15 protein-coding genes are annotated in these 18,280 nt (G+C 70.2%); 13 read left to right on the top strand and 2 right to left on the bottom strand.

Annotation, left to right across the window (positions count from 1 at the left end):
• Positions 1 to 41 precede the first annotated feature (41 nt).
• From AB0N78_RS08510 to deoC, 12 genes are all read left to right on the top strand, one after another.
• Entirely contained in the window at positions 42 to 1,628 is a 1,587-nt protein-coding gene (locus tag AB0N78_RS08510; RefSeq protein WP_363388438.1) for an ABC transporter ATP-binding protein, read from the top strand.
• A gap of 77 nt (positions 1,629 to 1,705) precedes the next feature.
• On the top strand, positions 1,706 to 2,881 hold the full coding sequence (locus AB0N78_RS08505) for an ABC transporter permease (RefSeq protein WP_363389861.1): 1,176 nt from the start codon (positions 1,706 to 1,708) through the stop codon (positions 2,879 to 2,881).
• The gene (locus tag AB0N78_RS08500) at positions 2,878 to 4,176 is read left to right on the top strand and encodes an ABC transporter permease (RefSeq protein WP_363388435.1); all 1,299 of its coding nucleotides are present in this window, start codon (positions 2,878 to 2,880) and stop codon (positions 4,174 to 4,176) included. The genes AB0N78_RS08505 and AB0N78_RS08500 overlap by 4 nt, the downstream gene beginning before the upstream one ends.
• An 8-nt stretch (positions 4,177 to 4,184) precedes the next feature.
• Complete coding sequence (locus AB0N78_RS08495) at positions 4,185 to 4,592, top strand: cytidine deaminase (RefSeq protein WP_363388432.1); 408 nt, start codon at positions 4,185 to 4,187, stop codon at positions 4,590 to 4,592.
• Positions 4,589 to 5,878 (top strand): thymidine phosphorylase, encoded by a 1,290-nt coding sequence (locus tag AB0N78_RS08490; RefSeq protein ID WP_363388429.1) that lies wholly within the window; start codon positions 4,589 to 4,591, stop codon positions 5,876 to 5,878. Before AB0N78_RS08495 ends, AB0N78_RS08490 begins: the two co-directional genes overlap by 4 nt.
• Before the next feature lie 136 nt (positions 5,879 to 6,014).
• Positions 6,015 to 6,608 (top strand): hypothetical protein, encoded by a 594-nt coding sequence (locus AB0N78_RS08485; RefSeq protein ID WP_363388427.1) that lies wholly within the window; start codon positions 6,015 to 6,017, stop codon positions 6,606 to 6,608.
• Between the two features lie 92 nt (positions 6,609 to 6,700).
• Entirely contained in the window at positions 6,701 to 7,171 is a 471-nt protein-coding gene (locus tag AB0N78_RS08480) for a S26 family signal peptidase (RefSeq protein ID WP_363388424.1), read from the top strand.
• A 20-nt stretch (positions 7,172 to 7,191) separates the two neighbouring features.
• Positions 7,192 to 11,358 carry a hypothetical protein gene (locus AB0N78_RS08475; protein WP_363388421.1) on the top strand — a complete coding sequence of 1,389 codons (4,167 nt, stop codon included), beginning with the start codon at positions 7,192 to 7,194 and terminating at the stop codon, positions 11,356 to 11,358.
• On the top strand, positions 11,355 to 11,906 hold the full coding sequence (locus AB0N78_RS08470) for a hypothetical protein (RefSeq protein WP_363388418.1): 552 nt from the start codon (positions 11,355 to 11,357) through the stop codon (positions 11,904 to 11,906). The genes AB0N78_RS08475 and AB0N78_RS08470 overlap by 4 nt, the downstream gene beginning before the upstream one ends.
• Before the next feature lie 43 nt (positions 11,907 to 11,949).
• Positions 11,950 to 12,162, top strand: coding sequence for a hypothetical protein (locus AB0N78_RS08465; protein ID WP_363388415.1), 213 nt, complete (start codon positions 11,950 to 11,952; stop codon positions 12,160 to 12,162).
• 50 nt (positions 12,163 to 12,212) lie between these two features.
• A complete protein-coding gene (locus tag AB0N78_RS08460; protein WP_363388412.1) occupies positions 12,213 to 13,292 on the top strand; it encodes an adenosine deaminase in 1,080 nt (359 codons plus the stop codon).
• A complete protein-coding gene (gene deoC / locus AB0N78_RS08455; protein WP_363388409.1) occupies positions 13,289 to 13,963 on the top strand; it encodes a deoxyribose-phosphate aldolase in 675 nt (224 codons plus the stop codon). The genes AB0N78_RS08460 and deoC overlap by 4 nt, the downstream gene beginning before the upstream one ends.
• 57 nt (positions 13,964 to 14,020) lie before the next feature.
• Here deoC and AB0N78_RS08450 read toward each other — a convergent pair whose 3' ends face one another.
• Together AB0N78_RS08450 and AB0N78_RS08445 are read right to left on the bottom strand one after the other, a co-directional pair.
• Complete coding sequence (locus AB0N78_RS08450; RefSeq protein WP_363388406.1) at positions 14,021 to 15,841, bottom strand: phospho-sugar mutase; 1,821 nt, start codon at positions 15,839 to 15,841, stop codon at positions 14,021 to 14,023.
• Between the two features lie 37 nt (positions 15,842 to 15,878).
• Complete coding sequence (locus AB0N78_RS08445) at positions 15,879 to 16,709, bottom strand: purine-nucleoside phosphorylase (RefSeq protein WP_363388403.1); 831 nt, start codon at positions 16,707 to 16,709, stop codon at positions 15,879 to 15,881.
• A gap of 138 nt (positions 16,710 to 16,847) precedes the next feature.
• On the opposite strand from AB0N78_RS08445, the gene AB0N78_RS08440 reads away from it, so the two are divergent.
• Positions 16,848 to 18,275 (top strand): NAD(P)H-quinone dehydrogenase, encoded by a 1,428-nt coding sequence (locus AB0N78_RS08440; RefSeq protein ID WP_363389858.1) that lies wholly within the window; start codon positions 16,848 to 16,850, stop codon positions 18,273 to 18,275.
• Positions 18,276 to 18,280: the final 5 nt, after the last annotated feature.

The raw sequence follows: 18,280 nt of genomic DNA, 5'->3' as shown, positions 1-18,280 counted from the left end.
TGCGCGGGACGAGTCGACGACGATCGAGGAGCAGGCGGACCGTGAAGCTCGAGCTGCGCGGGATCACCAAGCGTTTCGGCACGCTGGTGGCCAACGACCACATCGACCTGGTGGTCGAACCCGGCGAGATCCACGCCCTCCTGGGGGAGAACGGCGCCGGCAAGTCAACCCTGATGAACGTGCTGTACGGGTTCTACGACCCGGATGACGGCCAGATCCTGGTGGACGACCAGCCGGTGACCTTCGTCGGACCGGGCGACGCGATGGCCGCGGGAATCGGCATGGTGCACCAGCACTTCATGCTGGTGCCGGTCTTCACCGTCGCGGAGAACGTCGTGCTGGGCTACGAGCCCACCAAGAGCGGACTGATCGACCTGCCTGCGGCACGACGCCGGGTGAAGGAGATCTCCGACCGGTTCGGGTTCGATGTCGACCCGGACGCGCTGGTGGAGGATCTGCCGGTCGGTGCCCAGCAGCGGGTGGAGATCATCAAGGCGCTCTCCCGCGACGCCAAGGTGCTGATCCTGGACGAGCCCACCGCCGTGCTCACCCCGCAGGAGACCGACGAGCTGATCGCGATCATGCGTCAGCTCAAGGCCGCGGGCACCTCGATCGTGTTCATCACCCACAAGCTGCGCGAGGTCCGGGCAGTGGCCGACCGGATCACCGTGATCCGGCGCGGGAAGGTGGTCGGCTCCGCGGACCCGCAGGCACCGGAGACCGAGCTGGCCTCGCTGATGGTCGGTCGCTCCGTCTCGCTCGGTGTGGACCGCGCCCCCGCCCAGCCCGGGGAGGTGGCCTTGCAGGTACGGGACCTGACGGTGCTGGACGAGGCCGGGGTCCGGCAGGTTGACGGCATCTCCTTTGAGGTGGCCCGGGGCGAGATCGTCGCGGTCGCCGGTGTGCAGGGCAACGGCCAGACCGAGCTCACCGAGGCGATCCTCGGGTTGCAGCCCGCCCTGGCCGGGTCGGTGACGCTGGACGGCAAGGAGTTGCTCGGCCGCACCGTCAAGGAGGTGCTGACCGCCGGAGTCGGGTTCGTCCCGGAGGACCGCACCGAGGACGGCATCGTCGCGGAGTTCTCGGTGGCGGAGAACCTGATCCTCGACCTGTACGACAGCAAGGACTTCGCCCGGGGGATCTCGCTGGACCCCGCCAAGGTGCGCGCCAATGCCGAGCGCCGGACCAACGAGTTCGATGTGCGCACCCCGTCGGTGGAGGCCCATGCGGGCACTCTGTCTGGCGGTAACCAGCAGAAGGTCGTGTTGGCCCGGGAGATGTCCCGGCCGCTGCGCTTGCTGATCGCCTCCCAGCCCACCCGTGGACTGGATGTCGGCTCGATCGAGTTCGTGCACAAGCGGATCGTGTCAGAGCGCGACTCCGGCACCCCGGTGATCATCGTGTCCACCGAGTTGGACGAGGTGCTGGCCCTGGCCGACCGGATCGTGGTCATGTACCGCGGCCGGATCGTGGGAACCGTCGACGCCACGTCCACGACGCCGGACCGGGATGTGCTCGGCCTGATGATGGCCGGCGTCCCCCAGGAGGAGGCCGTCAAGCAGGCAGCCTCGCATCACACGGTGCTCGGCGAGGCCGACATCGAGGCCGCCGAGGAGGAGAGCGAGTGAACGCCGCACCCGACGTCGCCGCGCAGGACCCGCAGGACGAGCGCCTGGAGCCGCGGTTGCAGCGTGCGCTGCGGGAGATGATGACCAGCAACTGGCTGGTCACCCTCGCGGCACTGCTGCTGGCCCTGATCGTGTCCGGCGTGCTGATCGCCGCCGCGGATGACGATGTGCACACCACCGCCGGTTACCTCTTCGCCCGCCCCGGGGACTTCCTGTCCGCGGTGTGGGACTCGGTGTGGAGTGCGTATGTCGCGCTGTTCCAGGGCGCGATCGTCGACCCGACTGCCTCGAGCTTCACCCGGGCGATCCGGCCGCTGACCGAGACGATGACCTGGTCGGTGCCGCTGGTGCTGGCCGGTCTGGGGCTGGCGGTCGGCTTCCGCGCTGGGCTGTTCAACATCGGTGCGCAGGGCCAGATCATTCTCGGCGCGATCTTCGGCGGCTACATCGGCTTCGCCTTCGGGCTGCCGCCGGTGCTGCACCTGCTGCTGGCGATCATCGCTGCCGCACTGGGTGGCGCGATCTGGGCCGGGATCGCCGGATTCCTCAAGGCTCGTACCGGCGCGAACGAGGTGATCGTCACGATCATGCTCAACAACATCGCGATCCAGCTGGTCGCGTACCTGTTGAGCACCACCGCCTTCAAGCGTGAGGGCAGCAACAACCCGCAGTCGCCGCCCATCGAGTCCACCGCGACCTATCCGCTGCTGCTGGGCAACGACTTCCGGCTGCACGCCGGGTTCCTGCTGGCGGTCCTGGCGACCGTGTTCGTCTGGTGGCTGATGGACCGCTCGACGCTGGGCTTCCAGTTCCGTGCCGTCGGGGCAAACCCGTCGGCGGCCCGCACGGCGGGGATCAACATCAACAAGATCTACCTGCTGGTGATGGTGGTCTCCGGTGCGCTGGCTGGTCTGGCCGGGTCGGCCCAGGTGCTCGGCACAGAGAAGGTGTTGACCGCCGGTGTGGCGGCGTCCTTCGGATTCGATGCGATCACCGTCGCCCTGCTGGGCCGGTCCAAGCCGTTGGGCACGTTCCTGGCCGGGCTGTTGTTCGGGGCGCTGCGGGCCGGTGGCTTCGCGATGCAGTCCCGCACCGGGACCCCCATCGACATCGTGCTGGTGGTCCAGTCCCTGGTGGTGCTGTTCATCGCTGCCCCGCCGCTGGTCCGCACGGTGTTCCGGCTGCCGACCCCCGGTCGTCGCAAGCAGATCAGTCCCACCCCCGCGCCCGTCACGAAGGAGGCCGCAGCATGAGCGCCGTGACCGCTGCCCCCGCACCGGCCGCCCCGGCGGGTCCGGTGGCCAAGCCGCTGCCGTCGATCTCCTACAAGGCGCCCATCGCCTATGTGGTGGTCGCGGCGCTGGCCTTGTTCGCCTTCGGCATCCTGCCGGCCTCGGGCAAGAAGACCGGCTTCACCGTGTCCACGAACACGGACTTCTTCCAGATCGACCGATTCGATGTGCCGAGCAAGACCAGCGCCATCGTGCTCTGCCTGATCGCGCTCGCTCTGGGTGCGCTGACCTTCTGGTACGCCAAGAACCGGCGCAAGGTCGGGATCTGGCTGCCCGCGGTCTACGCGGTGGTGCTGATTCTGGCGCTGTTGGTGTGGGCGGTGGCCGGCAAGAACCAGCCGTTGCCGTTGACCAGCCTGTTGCAGGGATCGCTCTTCTTGGCGGTGCCGCTGGTGTTCGGTTCGCTGGCCGGTCTGCTGTGCGAGCGCTCGGGCATCGTCAACATCGCCATCGAGGGTCAGCTGCTGGCCGGGGCCTTCCTGGCCGCGGTGGTCGCCACCCTCACCCAGTCCGCCTACCTCGGTCTGATCGCCGCGCCCATTGCCGGTGCACTGGTCTCGGCTCTGTTGGTGGCCTTCGCGGTGCGCTATGTGGTCGACCAGATCATCGTCGGTGTGGTGCTGAACGTGCTGGTGGTCGGCGTGACCAGCTACCTGTTCTCCACGGTGCTCAAGGTGAACGCCAGCACGCTGAACGCCCCGCCGCGGCTGCCCACCATCTCGATCCCGGTGTTGAGCGAGATCCCGGTGCTGGGCCCGGTGCTGTTCCGTCAGACCGTCCTGGTGTACCTGATGTACATCGTCGTGATCGCGTTGCAGATCCTGGTCTTCCGCTCCAAGTGGGGCCTGCGGCTGCGCGCCGTGGGTGAGCACCCCAAGGCCGCCGACACCGTGGGTATCAAGGTGAACCGGACCCGGGTCCGCAACACCCTGCTCGGCGGCGCGGTGGCGGGTCTGGGCGGCGCGTTCTTCACCGTCGCGAACGGCCTGGCCTTCGGCAAGGAGATGACCGGCGGGAAGGGCTACATCGCCCTGGCCGCGATGATCCTCGGCCGGTGGAGCCCCAAGGGTGCGTTGGCGGCGGCGCTGCTGTTCGGATTCGCGGACAACCTGCAGACCGTGCTCGGCATCATCGGGACGCCGATCCCGAGCCAGCTGATGCTGATGACCCCCTATGTGGTGACGATCTTCGCCGTGGCCGGTCTGGTGGGCAAGGTGCGCGCCCCCGCCGCCGAGGGCGTCGCCTACGTGAAGTGAGGACTGCTGTGACTGCTGTGGACTGGGACGGTCTACGGACCGCCGCCACTGAGGCGATGAGCCATGCCTACGTCCCGTACTCGAAGTTCCCGGTGGGTGTCGCCGCGCTGGTGGACGACGGTCGAGTGGTGACCGGGTGCAATGTGGAGAACGCCTCTTACGGGCTGACGCTGTGCGCCGAGTGCGCGCTGGTCTCCGGCCTGCACCTGTCCGGTGGCGGCCGCCTGGTCGCCTTCACCTGCGTGGACGGGCAGGGCAACACGCTGATGCCCTGTGGCCGGTGCCGCCAGCTGCTGTGGGAGCACGGTGGCCCGGAGCTGGTGCTGGACACCGTCAGCGGATTCAAGACGATGCGCGAGGTGCTGCCCGACGCCTTCGGGCCGGAGGACCTCGTCGAACGGAAGGTGCAGGCGTGACCGAGAGCTTCGACGCCGTTGACGTCATCGTGGCCAAGCGGGACGGCCACCGGCTGTCCGACGCGCAGATCGACTGGGTGATTGACGCGTACACCCGGGGCGTGGTGGCCGAGGAGCAGATGTCCGCGCTCAACATGGCCATCCTGCTGAACGGGATGGACCGGGCCGAAATCGCCCGCTGGACCGCGGCGATGATCGCCTCCGGTGAGCGGATGGACTTCTCCGGGCTGCACCGTCCCACCGCGGATAAGCACTCCACCGGGGGCGTGGGGGACAAGATCACCCTGCCGCTGGCCCCGCTGGTGGCGGTCTTCGATGTGGCGGTCCCGCAGCTGTCCGGTCGAGGGCTCGGTCACACCGGTGGGACCCTGGACAAGCTGGAATCGATCCCGGGCTGGCGGGCAGCGCTGTCCAACGAGCAGATGATGGCCCAGCTGAACGACGTGGGCGCGGTGATCTGCCAGGCGGGTTCCGGTCTGGCCCCGGCCGACCGCAAGCTCTATGCGCTACGCGACGTCACCGGCACGGTGGAGGCGATCCCGCTGATCGCCTCCTCGATCATGAGCAAGAAGATCGCCGAGGGCACCGGCGCGCTGGTGCTGGACGTGAAGGTCGGCTCCGGGGCGTTCATGAAGAACGTGGACAGGGCCCGCGAGCTGGCCCGGACCATGGTAGACCTGGGCACCGACGCCGGTGTGACCACGGTGGCGCTGCTCACCGACATGGACACCCCGCTGGGTCTGACCGCCGGGAACGCGCTGGAGGTCCGCGAGTCGCTGGAAGTGCTGGCCGGTGGCGGCCCCGCCGATGTGGTGGAGCTGACCGTGGCACTGGCCCGGGAGATGCTGATCGCCGCGGGCAAGCCAGATGCCGACCCGGCCGCCGCGCTGGCCGACGGTCGGGCGATGGACGCCTGGCGCCGGATGATCGAGGCGCAGGGTGGCGACGCGGACGCACCGCTGCCGGTGGCCACGCACACCGAGCAGATCCTCGCCCCCGCGGATGGGGTGCTCAGCCGGTTGGACGCCTACGCGGTGGGCATCGCCGCCTGGCGGCTCGGTGCCGGGCGTGCCCGCAAGGAGGACCCGGTGCAGGCCGGCGCCGGTGTGGAATTGCTTGCAAAACCGGGCGATTCGGTCAAGGCCGGACAGCCTTTGATGACATTGCACACCGACACCCCCGAACGCTTCGCCCGTGCCACCGAGGCATTGGCTGACGCAGTACAGGTTTCCGACGGTCCGGTGGCGACAAATCCGCTGCTCATCGACCGGATCACCGCCGACTGAGCGCCGAGTCCGAGGCCCCGTCCACCACCGGTGGGCGGGGCCTCGTGCTGTGTCAGAAAGATGTGAGATCTGCTCCCTACGTTATGTCTCGCCACCGAAACCCGGTGGGTGATCCCCTGGTTGAAGGAGACGGACCATGACGCAGCAGGTCGAGCAGAAGAAGAACCACCGCAAGGTCTGGGCGGTGCTCGGCGTCGCCGCACTGTCGATGGGCGTGGTGGGCGTGGGCGCCCTGAGCACCCTGTACACCAGCATCGACGACAACCACTTCTCCGCCGCGGTTCCGGACAAGGAGGTGCCCACCAAGGGTGCCCTGCTCCGCCTGACCGGCGACCCGATCGACCACGTGTTCGACTCGGCCAAGCACAACGACCTGGTGATCGGCTCCTGGACGCTGACCAACCACGGCACCGACACCACCGAGTTCGACGGCACGTTCGAGCTGGGCACCCCGGTGTCGGCCGACCTGGCCAAGGCGCTGACCGTGCAGTACGGCATCGTCGACGCCCAGGGCAAGGTCACCCGCTGGGTTGACGCGGGCACGGTCGCCAAGACCGCGACCTTCGGTTCGGTCACCGGTATCACCTCCATCGACGGTGCTGCGGCCATCCCGGTCGAGGTCCGCGTGGTCCTGGAGGACCCGGCCCTGATCGAGGACGCCGGCACTGTGGGCGAGATGCTCAAGGTCAACGCCGACTTCGTGGTGTCGTACCTCGACCCGCAGGCCTGAGCTGCCGGGCCGGGGGCGCAACGGACCAGTCGCCCCCGGCCGGGCCCAGTCCATTCACGGTGACGAAGGCAGGTGACGAGGTGCTGCGAGTGATGTCGCGGTCTCTTGCGGTGCTCGTGCTGGTGGTCATGGCCTTCCCGTTGGGATGGTCGCTGCTCACCGGCGACTTCTACATGACGGTGACCGGGGTCTCGATGACCCCGACCTACCAGCGCGGCGACGTGCTGGTGGTGCAGCGGCCCGATGGCCAGGAGCTGCGCCGTACCGGCGAGGTGGTGGTGATTTCTGCCTCGCGTCCCGACGGCCCGGGCCCGCGCTACGTGCACCGGGTGGTCGAGCCCCTGTCCGATGGCAGCGCGTGGTTGCAGGGTGACGGCAACGCCGCCCGCGATCCGCTGCCGGTCAGCCCCGACTCCGTGGTCGGGACCCCGCGCATGGTCCTGACTGGGATCGCCGCGCGGATCTTGCTGTTCACCGAATCACTGTGGGGCCGGATCGCACTGGGTGCGATCGCGCTCGCCCTGTTGTTCGCGCCCCGAGCCACCGCTCGGGCGCGGCATTGACCCCTGATTCAGGAGCCCCCATGTCTACCTTCCGTCGTCGTGCCGTCACGGCACTGGTCGCCGCGCTGACCGCCTCCTTGGTGGCCGGCCCGGTCGCGGCCGCCCACCCCGCCGATGTCCTGTCGACATCGGCCTCGACTGCATTCGGCGAACCTGCCGCGGTCGACGACGGACACGAGGACGACGAGCATCCGGAGCCGGACGCCACCGCGGTCCCCGAGCCCGTGCCGTCGCCCAGTGTCTCCACCGAGCCGAGCGCGCCGTCGCCCGGTGACTCCACGGAGCCGAGTGCGCCGTCCGTGAGCCCGGAACCAGACGAGTCCACGGCGGACGACTCAGCAGCCGAGGCAGCTCCGGATGGCGAAGACGAGATCACCGGGCTCGATGACCCGGTCGCCGGTGCGGCCGGGGTGGAGGAGCCTCCGATCGGCATTCTCGGCGACGGCTTCAATGCCATGCTGCGCGCGGGCTTCAACAAGACCGTCCGCGTCGTCTCCGCCGCCTCCGACGGGGGCGTGCTGATCGGGGGTGCCTTCACGGCGCTCGCCGCCGACGCGAGCATCCCTAACGGGTTGGTGCGCTTCACACCGGACGGTGTACTGGACACGGCCTTCCACGCCCAGCTCGGCACCGGCTTCAACGGCACGGTGTACGCGGTGCACTCCCTGGCGGACGGCGGAATCCTGGTCGCCGGGTCGTTCACCAGCCTGAACGGCGACAGTTCCATCCCGGCGCGGTTGGTCCGGCTGAATGCCGATGGATCGCTGGATCGGGACTTCAACCTGCGGTTGGGCTCCGGCTTCAACGGCACGGTGTGGTCGGTCTCCAGCGCGGTGGACGGGCAGATCGTGGTCGGCGGCGAGTTCACCACGCTGAACGGCGAGTCCGGCGGCCCGGCGCGGATGGCACGGCTCAACCCGGACGGCAGCCGCAGCCTGGCCTTGCAGGCCGCGCTCGGCAGCGGGTTCTCCGGTGCGGTGTACAGCGTGCAGGTCGATGCCGCCGGTGGCGTGATCGTCGGTGGTTCCTTCACCGACCTCAATGGCGATGCCTCACTGCCGAACCGCCTGCTGCGCCTGGGCCCGGACGGCACCCCCGACCCGGACTTCAATGCGAACCTGGGTAAGGGCTTCGGCTCGACGGTGCGGACCGCCACGGTGGGCCCGGACGGCTCGGTGCTGGTCGGCGGTGCCTTCACGGCGATGAACGGCAGCTCCGCGACGCCGAACCGACTGATGCGGTTGCTGCCCGACGGCCGACCGGACCAGGCATTCAACGACGCGCTGGGCTCGGGATTCAACGGCACCGTCTGGGCCGTGACCTCCGACGAGGCCGGTCGGGTCCTGGTCGCCGGTGAGTTCACCACAGTGAACGGTCGCTCTGGCCTGCCGGCTCGGCTCGTCCGGCTGACCGCCACCGGCAGCATCGATGAGGACTTCTGCGCGGCAATCGGGCTGGGCCTCGACGCCCCCGCCTACGCGCTGGCTGTCGACACTTCCGGAGCTGCCGGTTACCTCATCGGTGGCGCTTTCCAGAAGCTCAACGGTATTCCGTTCATCCCGAGCCGTCTGGTGTTCCTCGACCTGGACGGCGGCACCGGTCCGGAATTCAACTCCCAGCTCGGTGTGGGCTTCACGGGCGGTGACGTCCGAGCGGTGGCGGAGACGAAGGACGGCGGGGTGGTGGTCGGTGGTGACTTCACCGCGCTGAACAACGACAAGACCATTCCGGCCCGCATTGTGCGCTTGAACGAGGACGGCTCCCCGAACCGGGAGTTCAACGCCGCCCTCGGAACCGGGACGAATGGCATCGTTCTGGCGGTGGCCGAGACCCCGGATGGCGGAATCCTGGTCGGTGGCGACTTCACCAGCGTCAACGGGGACAAGTCGCTGCCCAACCGGTTGGTGAAGTTCACCGCGGATGGCACCGTGGACGCCGCCTTCGCCGCAGCGCTGGGCAAGGGCTTCGGCGATCAGGTGGAGTCGCTGGCGGTCGACGCCGAGGGGCGCATTCTGGTCGGCGGGTCCTTCACCTCGCTGAACGGGTCGTCGTCGGTGCCCAACCGACTGCTGCGGTTGCTGCCCACCGGTGAGGTCGACCGGGAGTTCAGCGCCAAGCTGGGCAGCGGGTTCAACAGTGCGGTGCACTCGGTGGACGTCGACGCGCAGGGCCGGATCGCGGTCGGCGGCACCTGGACCAGGTTGAACGGCAGCTCCAAGGCACCCAGCCGGGTGATCGTGCTCCAGCCGGACGGCAGCCGGGATGCCGACTATGACGCCCAGCTCGGCTCCGGTCTGGGGTCGACGGTGTGGTCGGTGAGCTTCATGGCCGATGGTGGTCTGCTGATCGGTGGCGAGAACGCGCGCCTCATCGGCCGGAACACCGGTCTGCTGATCCGCCTGTACGCCAATGGTGCCGCGGACCGCGAGTTCGCCGGGAGGCTCGGCCGCGGGTTCAACGGCCCGGTCTACACCGCCTTCGAGTCGAGTGCGGGCACCGTCGTGGTCGGAGGTTCCTTCACCCGACTCAATGGCCGGGGCAACCGGGTGCCGTCCCGTCTGCTGATGCTCAACTCCGATGGCACGGTGAACGCCGAGTTCAAGGGTGAGCTGGGCAGTGGCTTCAACAGCACGGTGTACACCGGCACCGAGGTCGGCGACCCGGGACGGGCGTTCGTGATCGGTGGTGCTTTCACCAAGCTGGCCGGGAGCACCGCGATCCCGCAGCGGTTGATCGCCCTGCACACCGCGCGTGACCAGCCGGGCGGCCCGGAGCCGACCGCGCCGGTGATCGAGGCACCGACCGCGGAGTCGCGCAACCCCGGCAACCCCCTGATGCGGGGCACGGGGACCGCGGGACGAACCCTGGAGCTCGTCGTGGACGAGATGCCGCCGGCCGAGGTCCCGGTGAACGAGTTCGGTCACTGGCTCTACCGGCCGAGTGCACCGCTGACCATGGGTGGTCACACCCTGACCGTGACCGACACCGAGATGGCCGAGTCCGACTCGCTGACCTTCGACGTCGCGGGGCACACCGTCGCTCCGTGGGGCGCGAAGGGTGCCGAGGAGGACGACCCGGCGGTGCGTCTGGTCCAGGTCGATGCGGCCCAGGGCGGCGAGGACCTCACGATCGCGCTGACCGAGACCGGTGGTGTGCACGGGTGGACCTCTGCCGGGCCGGTGGAGGTCGGCGGTGCCGACTCCGGACTGATCGCAGTCTCGGCAGGGAAGGGCTTCTTCCTCGGGCTGACCGGGCAGGGCACGGTGATCGCCTGGGGTCCGCGGGCGACCGGATCGTTGGCGGTGCCCTCGACGCTGGACGGTGCGGTGGTCGTGGCGGTCGAGGCAGGGCAGGACTCGGCCTACGCGTTGCTGCGGGACGGCACCGTGGTCGGCTGGGGGTCGGATAAGGCCGGTCAGTTGCAGCAGCCGGAGGAACTCGCGGTGAGCACGGTGATTGCGGTGGCGGCTGGCACCGATCACGTGCTCGCGCTCACCGGTGACGGCATCGCCCTCGGATGGGGCGGGTCGGGTGCCGACTACGCCGACGTGCCCGAAGAGTGGGAGGAACTCACCTTCGTCGCCGCGGCTTCCGGCACCAAGGTGAGCTACCTGCTGGACGACACCGGCAACATCCACACCTGGGGTGCGACGGAGACTGTCCCGGCTGAGGTCCAGGGCTCGGTGGCGCAGATGGACGCCAACCAGGACCGGATCGCGGTGCGGCTCGAGGATGGCAAGACCCGGGCGTGGGGCGGGGCCGCCGCGGGCTGGGCCGATGGCACCGACGAGCTGCGCGGCGATGTGGTGGCACAGGTTGCGGTCGGCCGGGACCATGCGATCGCGCTGGTCGATCACGTGCACATCGACACCCCCGAGGACGGGTCGACCGAGGTGGGCCGCCCAGTGTTCAGCGGGACCTCCGCGCCCACGGTTCCGGTCACACTGACCATCACCGGGGAACGGGACGAGCTGACCCTGCAGACCCAGAGCCAGGAGGGGCACTGGTCGGTCGCCCCGGACCGGGATCTGCCGCCGGGCACCTACACGGTGCTGGCCCGATCCTCCTGCGGTGCCACCCACCAGATCTCGGTGGTGCTGGGCCAGGGGACGGAACTGCAGTTCACCAGCGAGCCCCGCACCGAGCTGGTCGAGCAGCTGCCCGGCCGGAACGGAGCACGGGGATGACCTCCGAGGGATGGTGGTCCACCTGCTGTGGGCTGGTGGCGGTGGTGGCCGGGGTGACCGGTGCGGTCACGGACGCCCCGGCCGCCGACTCCGGCCCGCCGGTGGTGGTCAGCGGGAGCCCGCTGGTGCACCCATTCCATCCCGGTGAGCCGGAGGAGGACGGCCGACTGGTGGAGATGGTGACTGGCAGCTGGCACGTCGCGGCGCAGGGGGCGCAGGAGGTGCCCTTCGACGGGACGCTGATCCCCTATGGGGTAGTGAACCCGGCTCTCGCGGAGGACCTGGTGGTGGAGTACGGGGTGCCCCGTGCGGACGGCACCGTGGTCTGGCACCGGGCCGGAACGCTCGACCACGCCCGGTCCTACGCGCAGACCCTGGGCACCCGCCCCATGGTGGGCGTCGGAGGTGCGGAGCTGGACATCCCGGTGCGGGTGCTGTTCGAGGAACACCCGGAGCACGGGCCGATCCCACCGGGTGCCGATGTCACGGTCGCGTTTGTGGTGGGAACTCGACAGGACATGCTGCGACCCCTGGCGGCCCCGGCCTGATCACGCCACGATGGTGTTCCGACCACCAGCGAGGGAGGACACCATGAGCACCATTCCTGGTGAGGGCACCTGGCGGGATGCCGGCCTGACCGAGCTCGACCTGATCGACGCCATCGATCCGTCCCCGGCCGAGGGGGCAGAGGTCTACCAACCGGACGATCCCCGGCCAGACCTGGACGGTGCCGCGGACCCGGCGGATGTGGCCGAGCAACACGCGGTGGTGCCCGAGGACGAGGGCGAGGCCTACCGGGACTGACCGCGGCAGACGATGCGGGTGCCGGCCCGCGCGGCCAGTACCGTGTCCGCATGACGCCGGAGCAGATCGCCGCACTGCCCAAGGTCGTCCTGCACGACCACCTGGACGGTGGGCTCCGGCCCGCCACTGTGATCGAGCTGGCCGCCCGCACCGGACACACCCTGCCCACCGACGACCCGGACGCGCTGGGGGAGTGGTTCTTCCAGCAGGCCAGCAGCGGCAGCCTGGAGGCGTACATCGCCACCTTCGAGCACACCCTCGCGGTGATGCAGGACCACGACGGGCTGAGTCGGGTAGCGCGCGAGGCCGTGCTCGATCTGGCTGCCGACGGCGTGGTCTACGCCGAGGAACGATTTGCCCCCGAGCAGCACCAGCGCGGCGGGCTCTCCTTGCAGCAGGTGGTGGATGCGGTGCTGGTCGGCATCGCCGAGGGGGTGACCGAGGCCGCGGCAGCGGGGCGGGAGATTCGGGTCGCCCTGCTGCTGTGCGCGATGCGGCACACCGAACGCGCTGACGAGGTGGCCGAGCTGGCCCTGGCCAACCGGGACCGTGGCGTGGTCGGCTTCGACATCGCCGGTCCGGAGGCGGGGCACCCGGCACAGCAGCAGGGGGCGACGTTCGCGCGGCTGCGGTCGGCTCGGTTCCCGGTGACCGTGCACGCCGGTGAAGCAGTCGGCCGCGAGTCGGTGGATGAGGCGGTCGAGGTCGGTGCGCTGCGCCTGGGCCACGGTGTCCGCCTCGTCGAGGACCTGCATGATGACGGTGCGGGTGGCACGCGGTTGGGTGGCCTGGCGCACTGGGTCCGGGACCGCCGGATCGCCCTCGAGGTCTGTCCGACCTCCAACCTGCAGACCGGGGCCGCCGCCTCCATCGCCGAGCACCCGGTCACCCGGCTGCTCCGACTGGGCTTCGCAGTGACGGTCAACACGGACAACCGTCTCCAATCCCGCACCAGCATGACCGCCGAGCTGCACCAGCTGGTCGAGCAGGCCGCCTGGACCCGGGATGACCTGCTCGCGGTCACGCTGACGGCCGCACACCACGCGTTCCTCCACGAGGACGAGCGCCACGACCTGATCCGCCGGGTGATCGTGCCCGGGTACTCCTCTCACGGAAGGCACCGCTCATGACCTCCTCCCTGGACGCCGCCGGGCTCGCGCAATTCGTCGACCACACCCTGCTCAAGCCGGAGGCCACCCGCGCCGACGTGGAGGCGCTGATCACCGAGGGTGCCGAGCTCGGCGTGTACTCGGTGTGCATCTCCCCGTCGTTTCTGCCGGTGGACGCGAAGGGGCTGAAGGTCGCCACCGTGTGCGACTTCCCCTCCGGCAAGCACCACTCGCAGGTCAAGGCCGCCGAGGCCGCCCGGTCGGTCGCCGACGGTGCGGACGAGGTGGACATGGTCATCGATGTGGGTGCCGCCAAGGCCGGGGACTTCGAGGGGGTGCAGGCCGACATCGCCGCCGTGCGGACCGCGATCCCTGCCCCCACTGTGCTCAAGGTGATCATCGAGTCCGCGGCACTGACCGATCACGAGATCGTCGAGGTCTGTCGGGCCGCCGAGGCCGCCGGTGCGGACTTTGTGAAGACCTCCACCGGGTTCCACCCCAGCGGTGGGGCCAGCGTGCACGCTGTCGAGATCATGGCCGCCACGGTGGGCGGACGCCTGGGGGTCAAGGCCTCCGGCGGCATCCGCACCGCCGCGGACGCCCTGGCGATGATCGAGGCCGGCGCCACCCGGCTCGGACTGTCCGGCACCGCCGCGGTGCTGGCGGGCTTCGAAGCCGACGGCGGCTACTGAGCACATACGCAGAACGCCCCCTGGACCGGCACCGGTCCAGGGGGCGTTCTGCGTATCTCAGATACCCAACGCCTCCGCGACGTCGGTGCGGACCCGATCCAGGCGCTCGCGGGCGGCGACCCGCGCCTGACCCACGGTCTCGAAGGGTGCCTCGGCCTCGACGGGGAGCACCACCTCCAGGTAGCACTTCACCTTGGGCTCGGTGCCCGACGGTCGGACGATCACCCGGGTGTCGTCCTGAGCCAGCAGCAGGATGCCGTCGGTGGGCGGCAGGCCGTCGTAGCCCTGAGCCAGGTCGGTCACGGAGACCACCGGTGATCCGGCCAACAGCACCGGCGGGTGCTCGCGCAGCCGGGCCATCGCCTCGGGAATCTTGCTCAGGTCGGTGAACCGAGCGGACAGCTGGTCGGTCAGGTGCAGACCGTGCTGGCGGGCCAGGTCGTCCAGCACATCCACCGCGCCACGGCCCTCGGCCTTGAGTCGCGCGGCCAATCCGGCGAGCAGCAGGGCGGCGGAGATGCCGTCCTTGTCCCGCACACCGCCGGGGTTCACGCAGTACCCGAGGGCTTCCTCGTAGCCGTAGACCAGCCCGTCCACCCGGGAGATCCACTTGAAGCCGGTCAGGGTCTGCGCGTGCTCCAGTCCGGCACCCCGGGCGATCCGGGACAGCAACCGAGAAGACACGATGGAGTTGGCGATCACTCCGCCCGGGACACCAGCCGAGCGCTCGGCCGCCACCGTGCCGAGCAGTGCGCCCACCTCGTCACCGTGCAGCATCCGCCAACCGTCCGAGGCCGCGGCCCCTGGACCGGCGTGGGTGCGCCGTCGCGGGTCGATGATCGCCGCACCGCAGCGGTCGGCATCCGGGTCCAGGGCGATCACCAGATCTGCGTCCACCTCGGCAGCCAACGCCACCGCCAGGTCGATCGCACCGGGCTCCTCCGGGTTGGGGAAGGCCACGGTCGGGAAATCCGGATCGGGCTGGGCCTGCAGGGGCACGATGTGCAGGTCGGTGAAGCCCGCGGCAGTCAACACCTGCCGGGCGGTCTCGCCACCGACACCGTGCATCGGGGTCAACACGATTCGCAGGTTCGCGGCCGTCACGGCATCAACCCGCGGGTCCGCCAGCGCCCCGACCGCGGCGCGGTAGTCGTCGTGGATGCGCTGGTCCAGCTGGGTCCAGCCCTCGGCTGCACGAGGGACCGCGGCCACGGACGGCACCCGGGCGATCTCCGCGGCGATGGCACCGTCCATCGGCGGCACGATCTGCGCGCCCTGACCGGAGCCGGTGACGACGCGACCACCCAGGTACACCTTGTAGCCGTTGTCCTGCGGCGGATTGTGGCTGGCGGTGACCATCACCCCGGCGTCCGCATCCAGGTGCCGCACCGCGAAGGCCAGCACCGGGGTGGGCAGCTGCGGCGGGAGCATCAGCACCTCGATGCCCACGGCGGTCAGCACCGCCGCGGTGTCCCGGGCGAAGTCCGCCGACCCGTGCCGGGCGTCGTGCCCGACCACCACGCGCGGCGCGGGGGTGACACCGTCCAGCTCGCCGAGCAGGTAAGCACCCAACCCAGCGGCCGCGCGGATCACCACGGCGCGGTTCATCCGGTTCGGACCGCCGCCGATGGCCCCACGCAGACCGGCAGTGCCGAACTGCAACAGACCGGTGAACCGGTCGGCCAGATCCTGCCGGGCCCGCTCGGCGTGGGTGGCGGCGGACTCCTGCTCCATCGGCGACCCCTGCGCAGCGCTCAGGGGAGCTTCCGCTCTGGTCAGCAGAGCAGTCAGCTCCGCAGCGGTCCGGGGGTCGGGGTCGTCGGCGATCCAGGTGCGGACCTCGGCGGCGAGGTCGTCCCAGCGCTTCTCGGCTGTCATGGCGTGGTCCTGTTCTGCGGCGTCGGACGGATGCGGATCAGATGTGGGCGACGATCTCGGCCAGCAGTCGGCTGATCCGCGGACCGGCGGCACGCCCGGCCTCCAGGACCTCCTCATGGGAGAGCGGCTGTGCGCTGATCCCCGCGGCCAGGTTGGTCATCAGCGAGATGCCCAGCACCTCCATCCCGGCGTGCCGGGCGGCGATCGCCTCGATGGTGGTGGACATGCCGACCAGCGAACCGCCGATCACCCCGGCCATCCGCACCTCGGCCGGGGTCTCATAGTGCGGGCCGCGGAACTGCACGTACACGCCTTCGTCCAGCGTGGGGTCGACCGTCCGGGCCAGGTCACGCAGCCGTGGGCTGTACAGATCGGTCAGATCGACAAAGGTCGCCCCCTCCAGCGGGGAGACCGTCGTGAGGTTGATGTGGTCGCTGATCAGCACCGGGGTGCCGGGTGCCCAGTTCGGGTTCAACCCGCCGCAGCCGTTGGTCAGCACGATGGTGGAGCACCCCGCCGCGGCGGCGGTGCGCACCCCGTGCACCACCCGCCGCACACCCTTGCCCTCGTAGAGGTGGGTGCGTGAGCCGAGCACTAGTGCGTGCTTGTCGCTGCCGGTGACCTTGATCGAGCGGATGGTGCCGACGTGGCCGACCACCGCGGGCTTGGCGAAGCCGGGCACCTCATGAGCGGGGAGCTCGGCGACGGTCTCACCCAGCAGATCGGCCGCGCCGCCCCAGCCGGAGCCCAGCACCAGAGCGATGTCGTGCGTGGCCACACCGGTCAGGTCGGCCAGTGCGGCGGCCGCCTCCGCGGCGATCTGCATCGGGTCTGCCGTGGGGTCGTCCAAGCGGGCGTCGTCGGCCATGCGGGGGTCCTCCGAGAGATGATCAACGGTGCGCGCACACGCACCTGGCGAGCGTACCGGCTCGGCGGGCTCGCGCTCCGGGTCGAAATCGGCATGATGGGGGCCGTGACTCAGCCGTCCGCACAGCCCCCCGCCCCCGTGGTCGACGACGACCACCGACCCCCGCAGCGCGTGGTGGTGATCGGTGGCGGCCCCGGTGGGTACGAGGCGGCGCTGGTCGCCCGGCGGCTCGGTGCGCAGGTGACCGTGGTGGAGCGCGCCGGACTGGGTGGCTCCGCGGTGCTGACCGATGTGGTGCCCTCCAAGACCCTGATCGCCACCGCCGAGTGGATGACCATCGCCGAACGCGCCCCCGAGCTGGGCATCCGCCTGGACCTGCCCGCCGGCGCGGAGGAGGGTGCGGCCGCCGCGGGGGAGCGGCGGCACACCATCGACCTGGCACAGGTGAACGCCCGGGTCCGAGAGCTGGCCGCCGCGCAGTCCCAGGACATCCTGACCCGGTTGGAGCGGGAGGGCGTCGATGTGATCACCGGGCACGGGCGGCTCGCCGGTCCGGACCGGGTGGAGGTCGACGGCCAGCGGTGGGACGCCGACGCGGTGCTGATCGCCACCGGTGCCACCCCGCGCACGCTGCCCGAGGCGCAACCCGACGGTGAACGCATCCTCACCTGGACCCAGCTCTACCGGCTCGACCGGTTACCGGAGCGGCTGATCGTGGTCGGGTCCGGGGTGACCGGTGCGGAGTTCGCCGGGGCGTATGTCTCCCTCGGTTCCGAGGTGGTGCTGGTCTCCAGCCGGGATCGGGTGCTGCCTGGCGAGGACGCCGACGCGGCGGAGATGCTGGAGGAGGTGTTCCGCGCTCGCGGGATGGAGGTGATCTCCCGTGCTCGGGCATCCGCCGCGGAGCGCACCGACGACGGCGTGGTGGTGACCCTCGCCGATGGGCGGCAGATCGCCGGTTCGCATGTGCTGCTGGCGGTCGGTTCGGTGCCGAACAGTGCGGACCTGGGCCTGGACACTGCCGGGGTGCGCACCACCCGCAGTGGGCACATCGAGGTGGACAAGGTGTCCCGGACCAGTGCCCGCGGGGTTTACGCCGCCGGTGATGTGACCGGGGTGCTGCCGCTGGCATCAGTGGCGGCGATGCAGGGCCGGATCGCCATGTCCCACGCCCTCGGTGACGCGGTCAGCCCGCTGTCGTTGCGGTCGGTGGCGGCCAATATCTTCACCGCGCCGGAGATCGCCACGGTCGGTGGCAGCGAGGCGTCACTGACCGCTCGTGGGGCGCACTTTGTCACCAACACGCTGCCGCTGGCGCGCAACCCGCGGGCCAAGATGCTCGGCGTGCGGGACGGATTCGTGAAGCTCTTCGCCCACCCGGTCTCCGGCACGGTGCTCGGCGGCGTCGTGGTCGCCCCACGGGCCAGTGAGCTGATCTTCCCGATCACGTTGGCCGTGGCCCACGGACTGACTGTGGACGATGTGGCCTCGGCGTTCACGGTGTACCCGTCGCTGTCCGGCTCCATCGCGGAGGTGGCGCGGGTGCTGCACCAGCCACGGGACTGATCGGC

Source organism: Cellulomonas sp. NPDC089187 (assembly GCF_040685135.1).
GTDB lineage: Bacteria > Actinomycetota > Actinomycetes > Actinomycetales > Cellulomonadaceae > Cellulomonas.
This window is presented reverse-complemented; position numbering and strand designations above follow the sequence as displayed.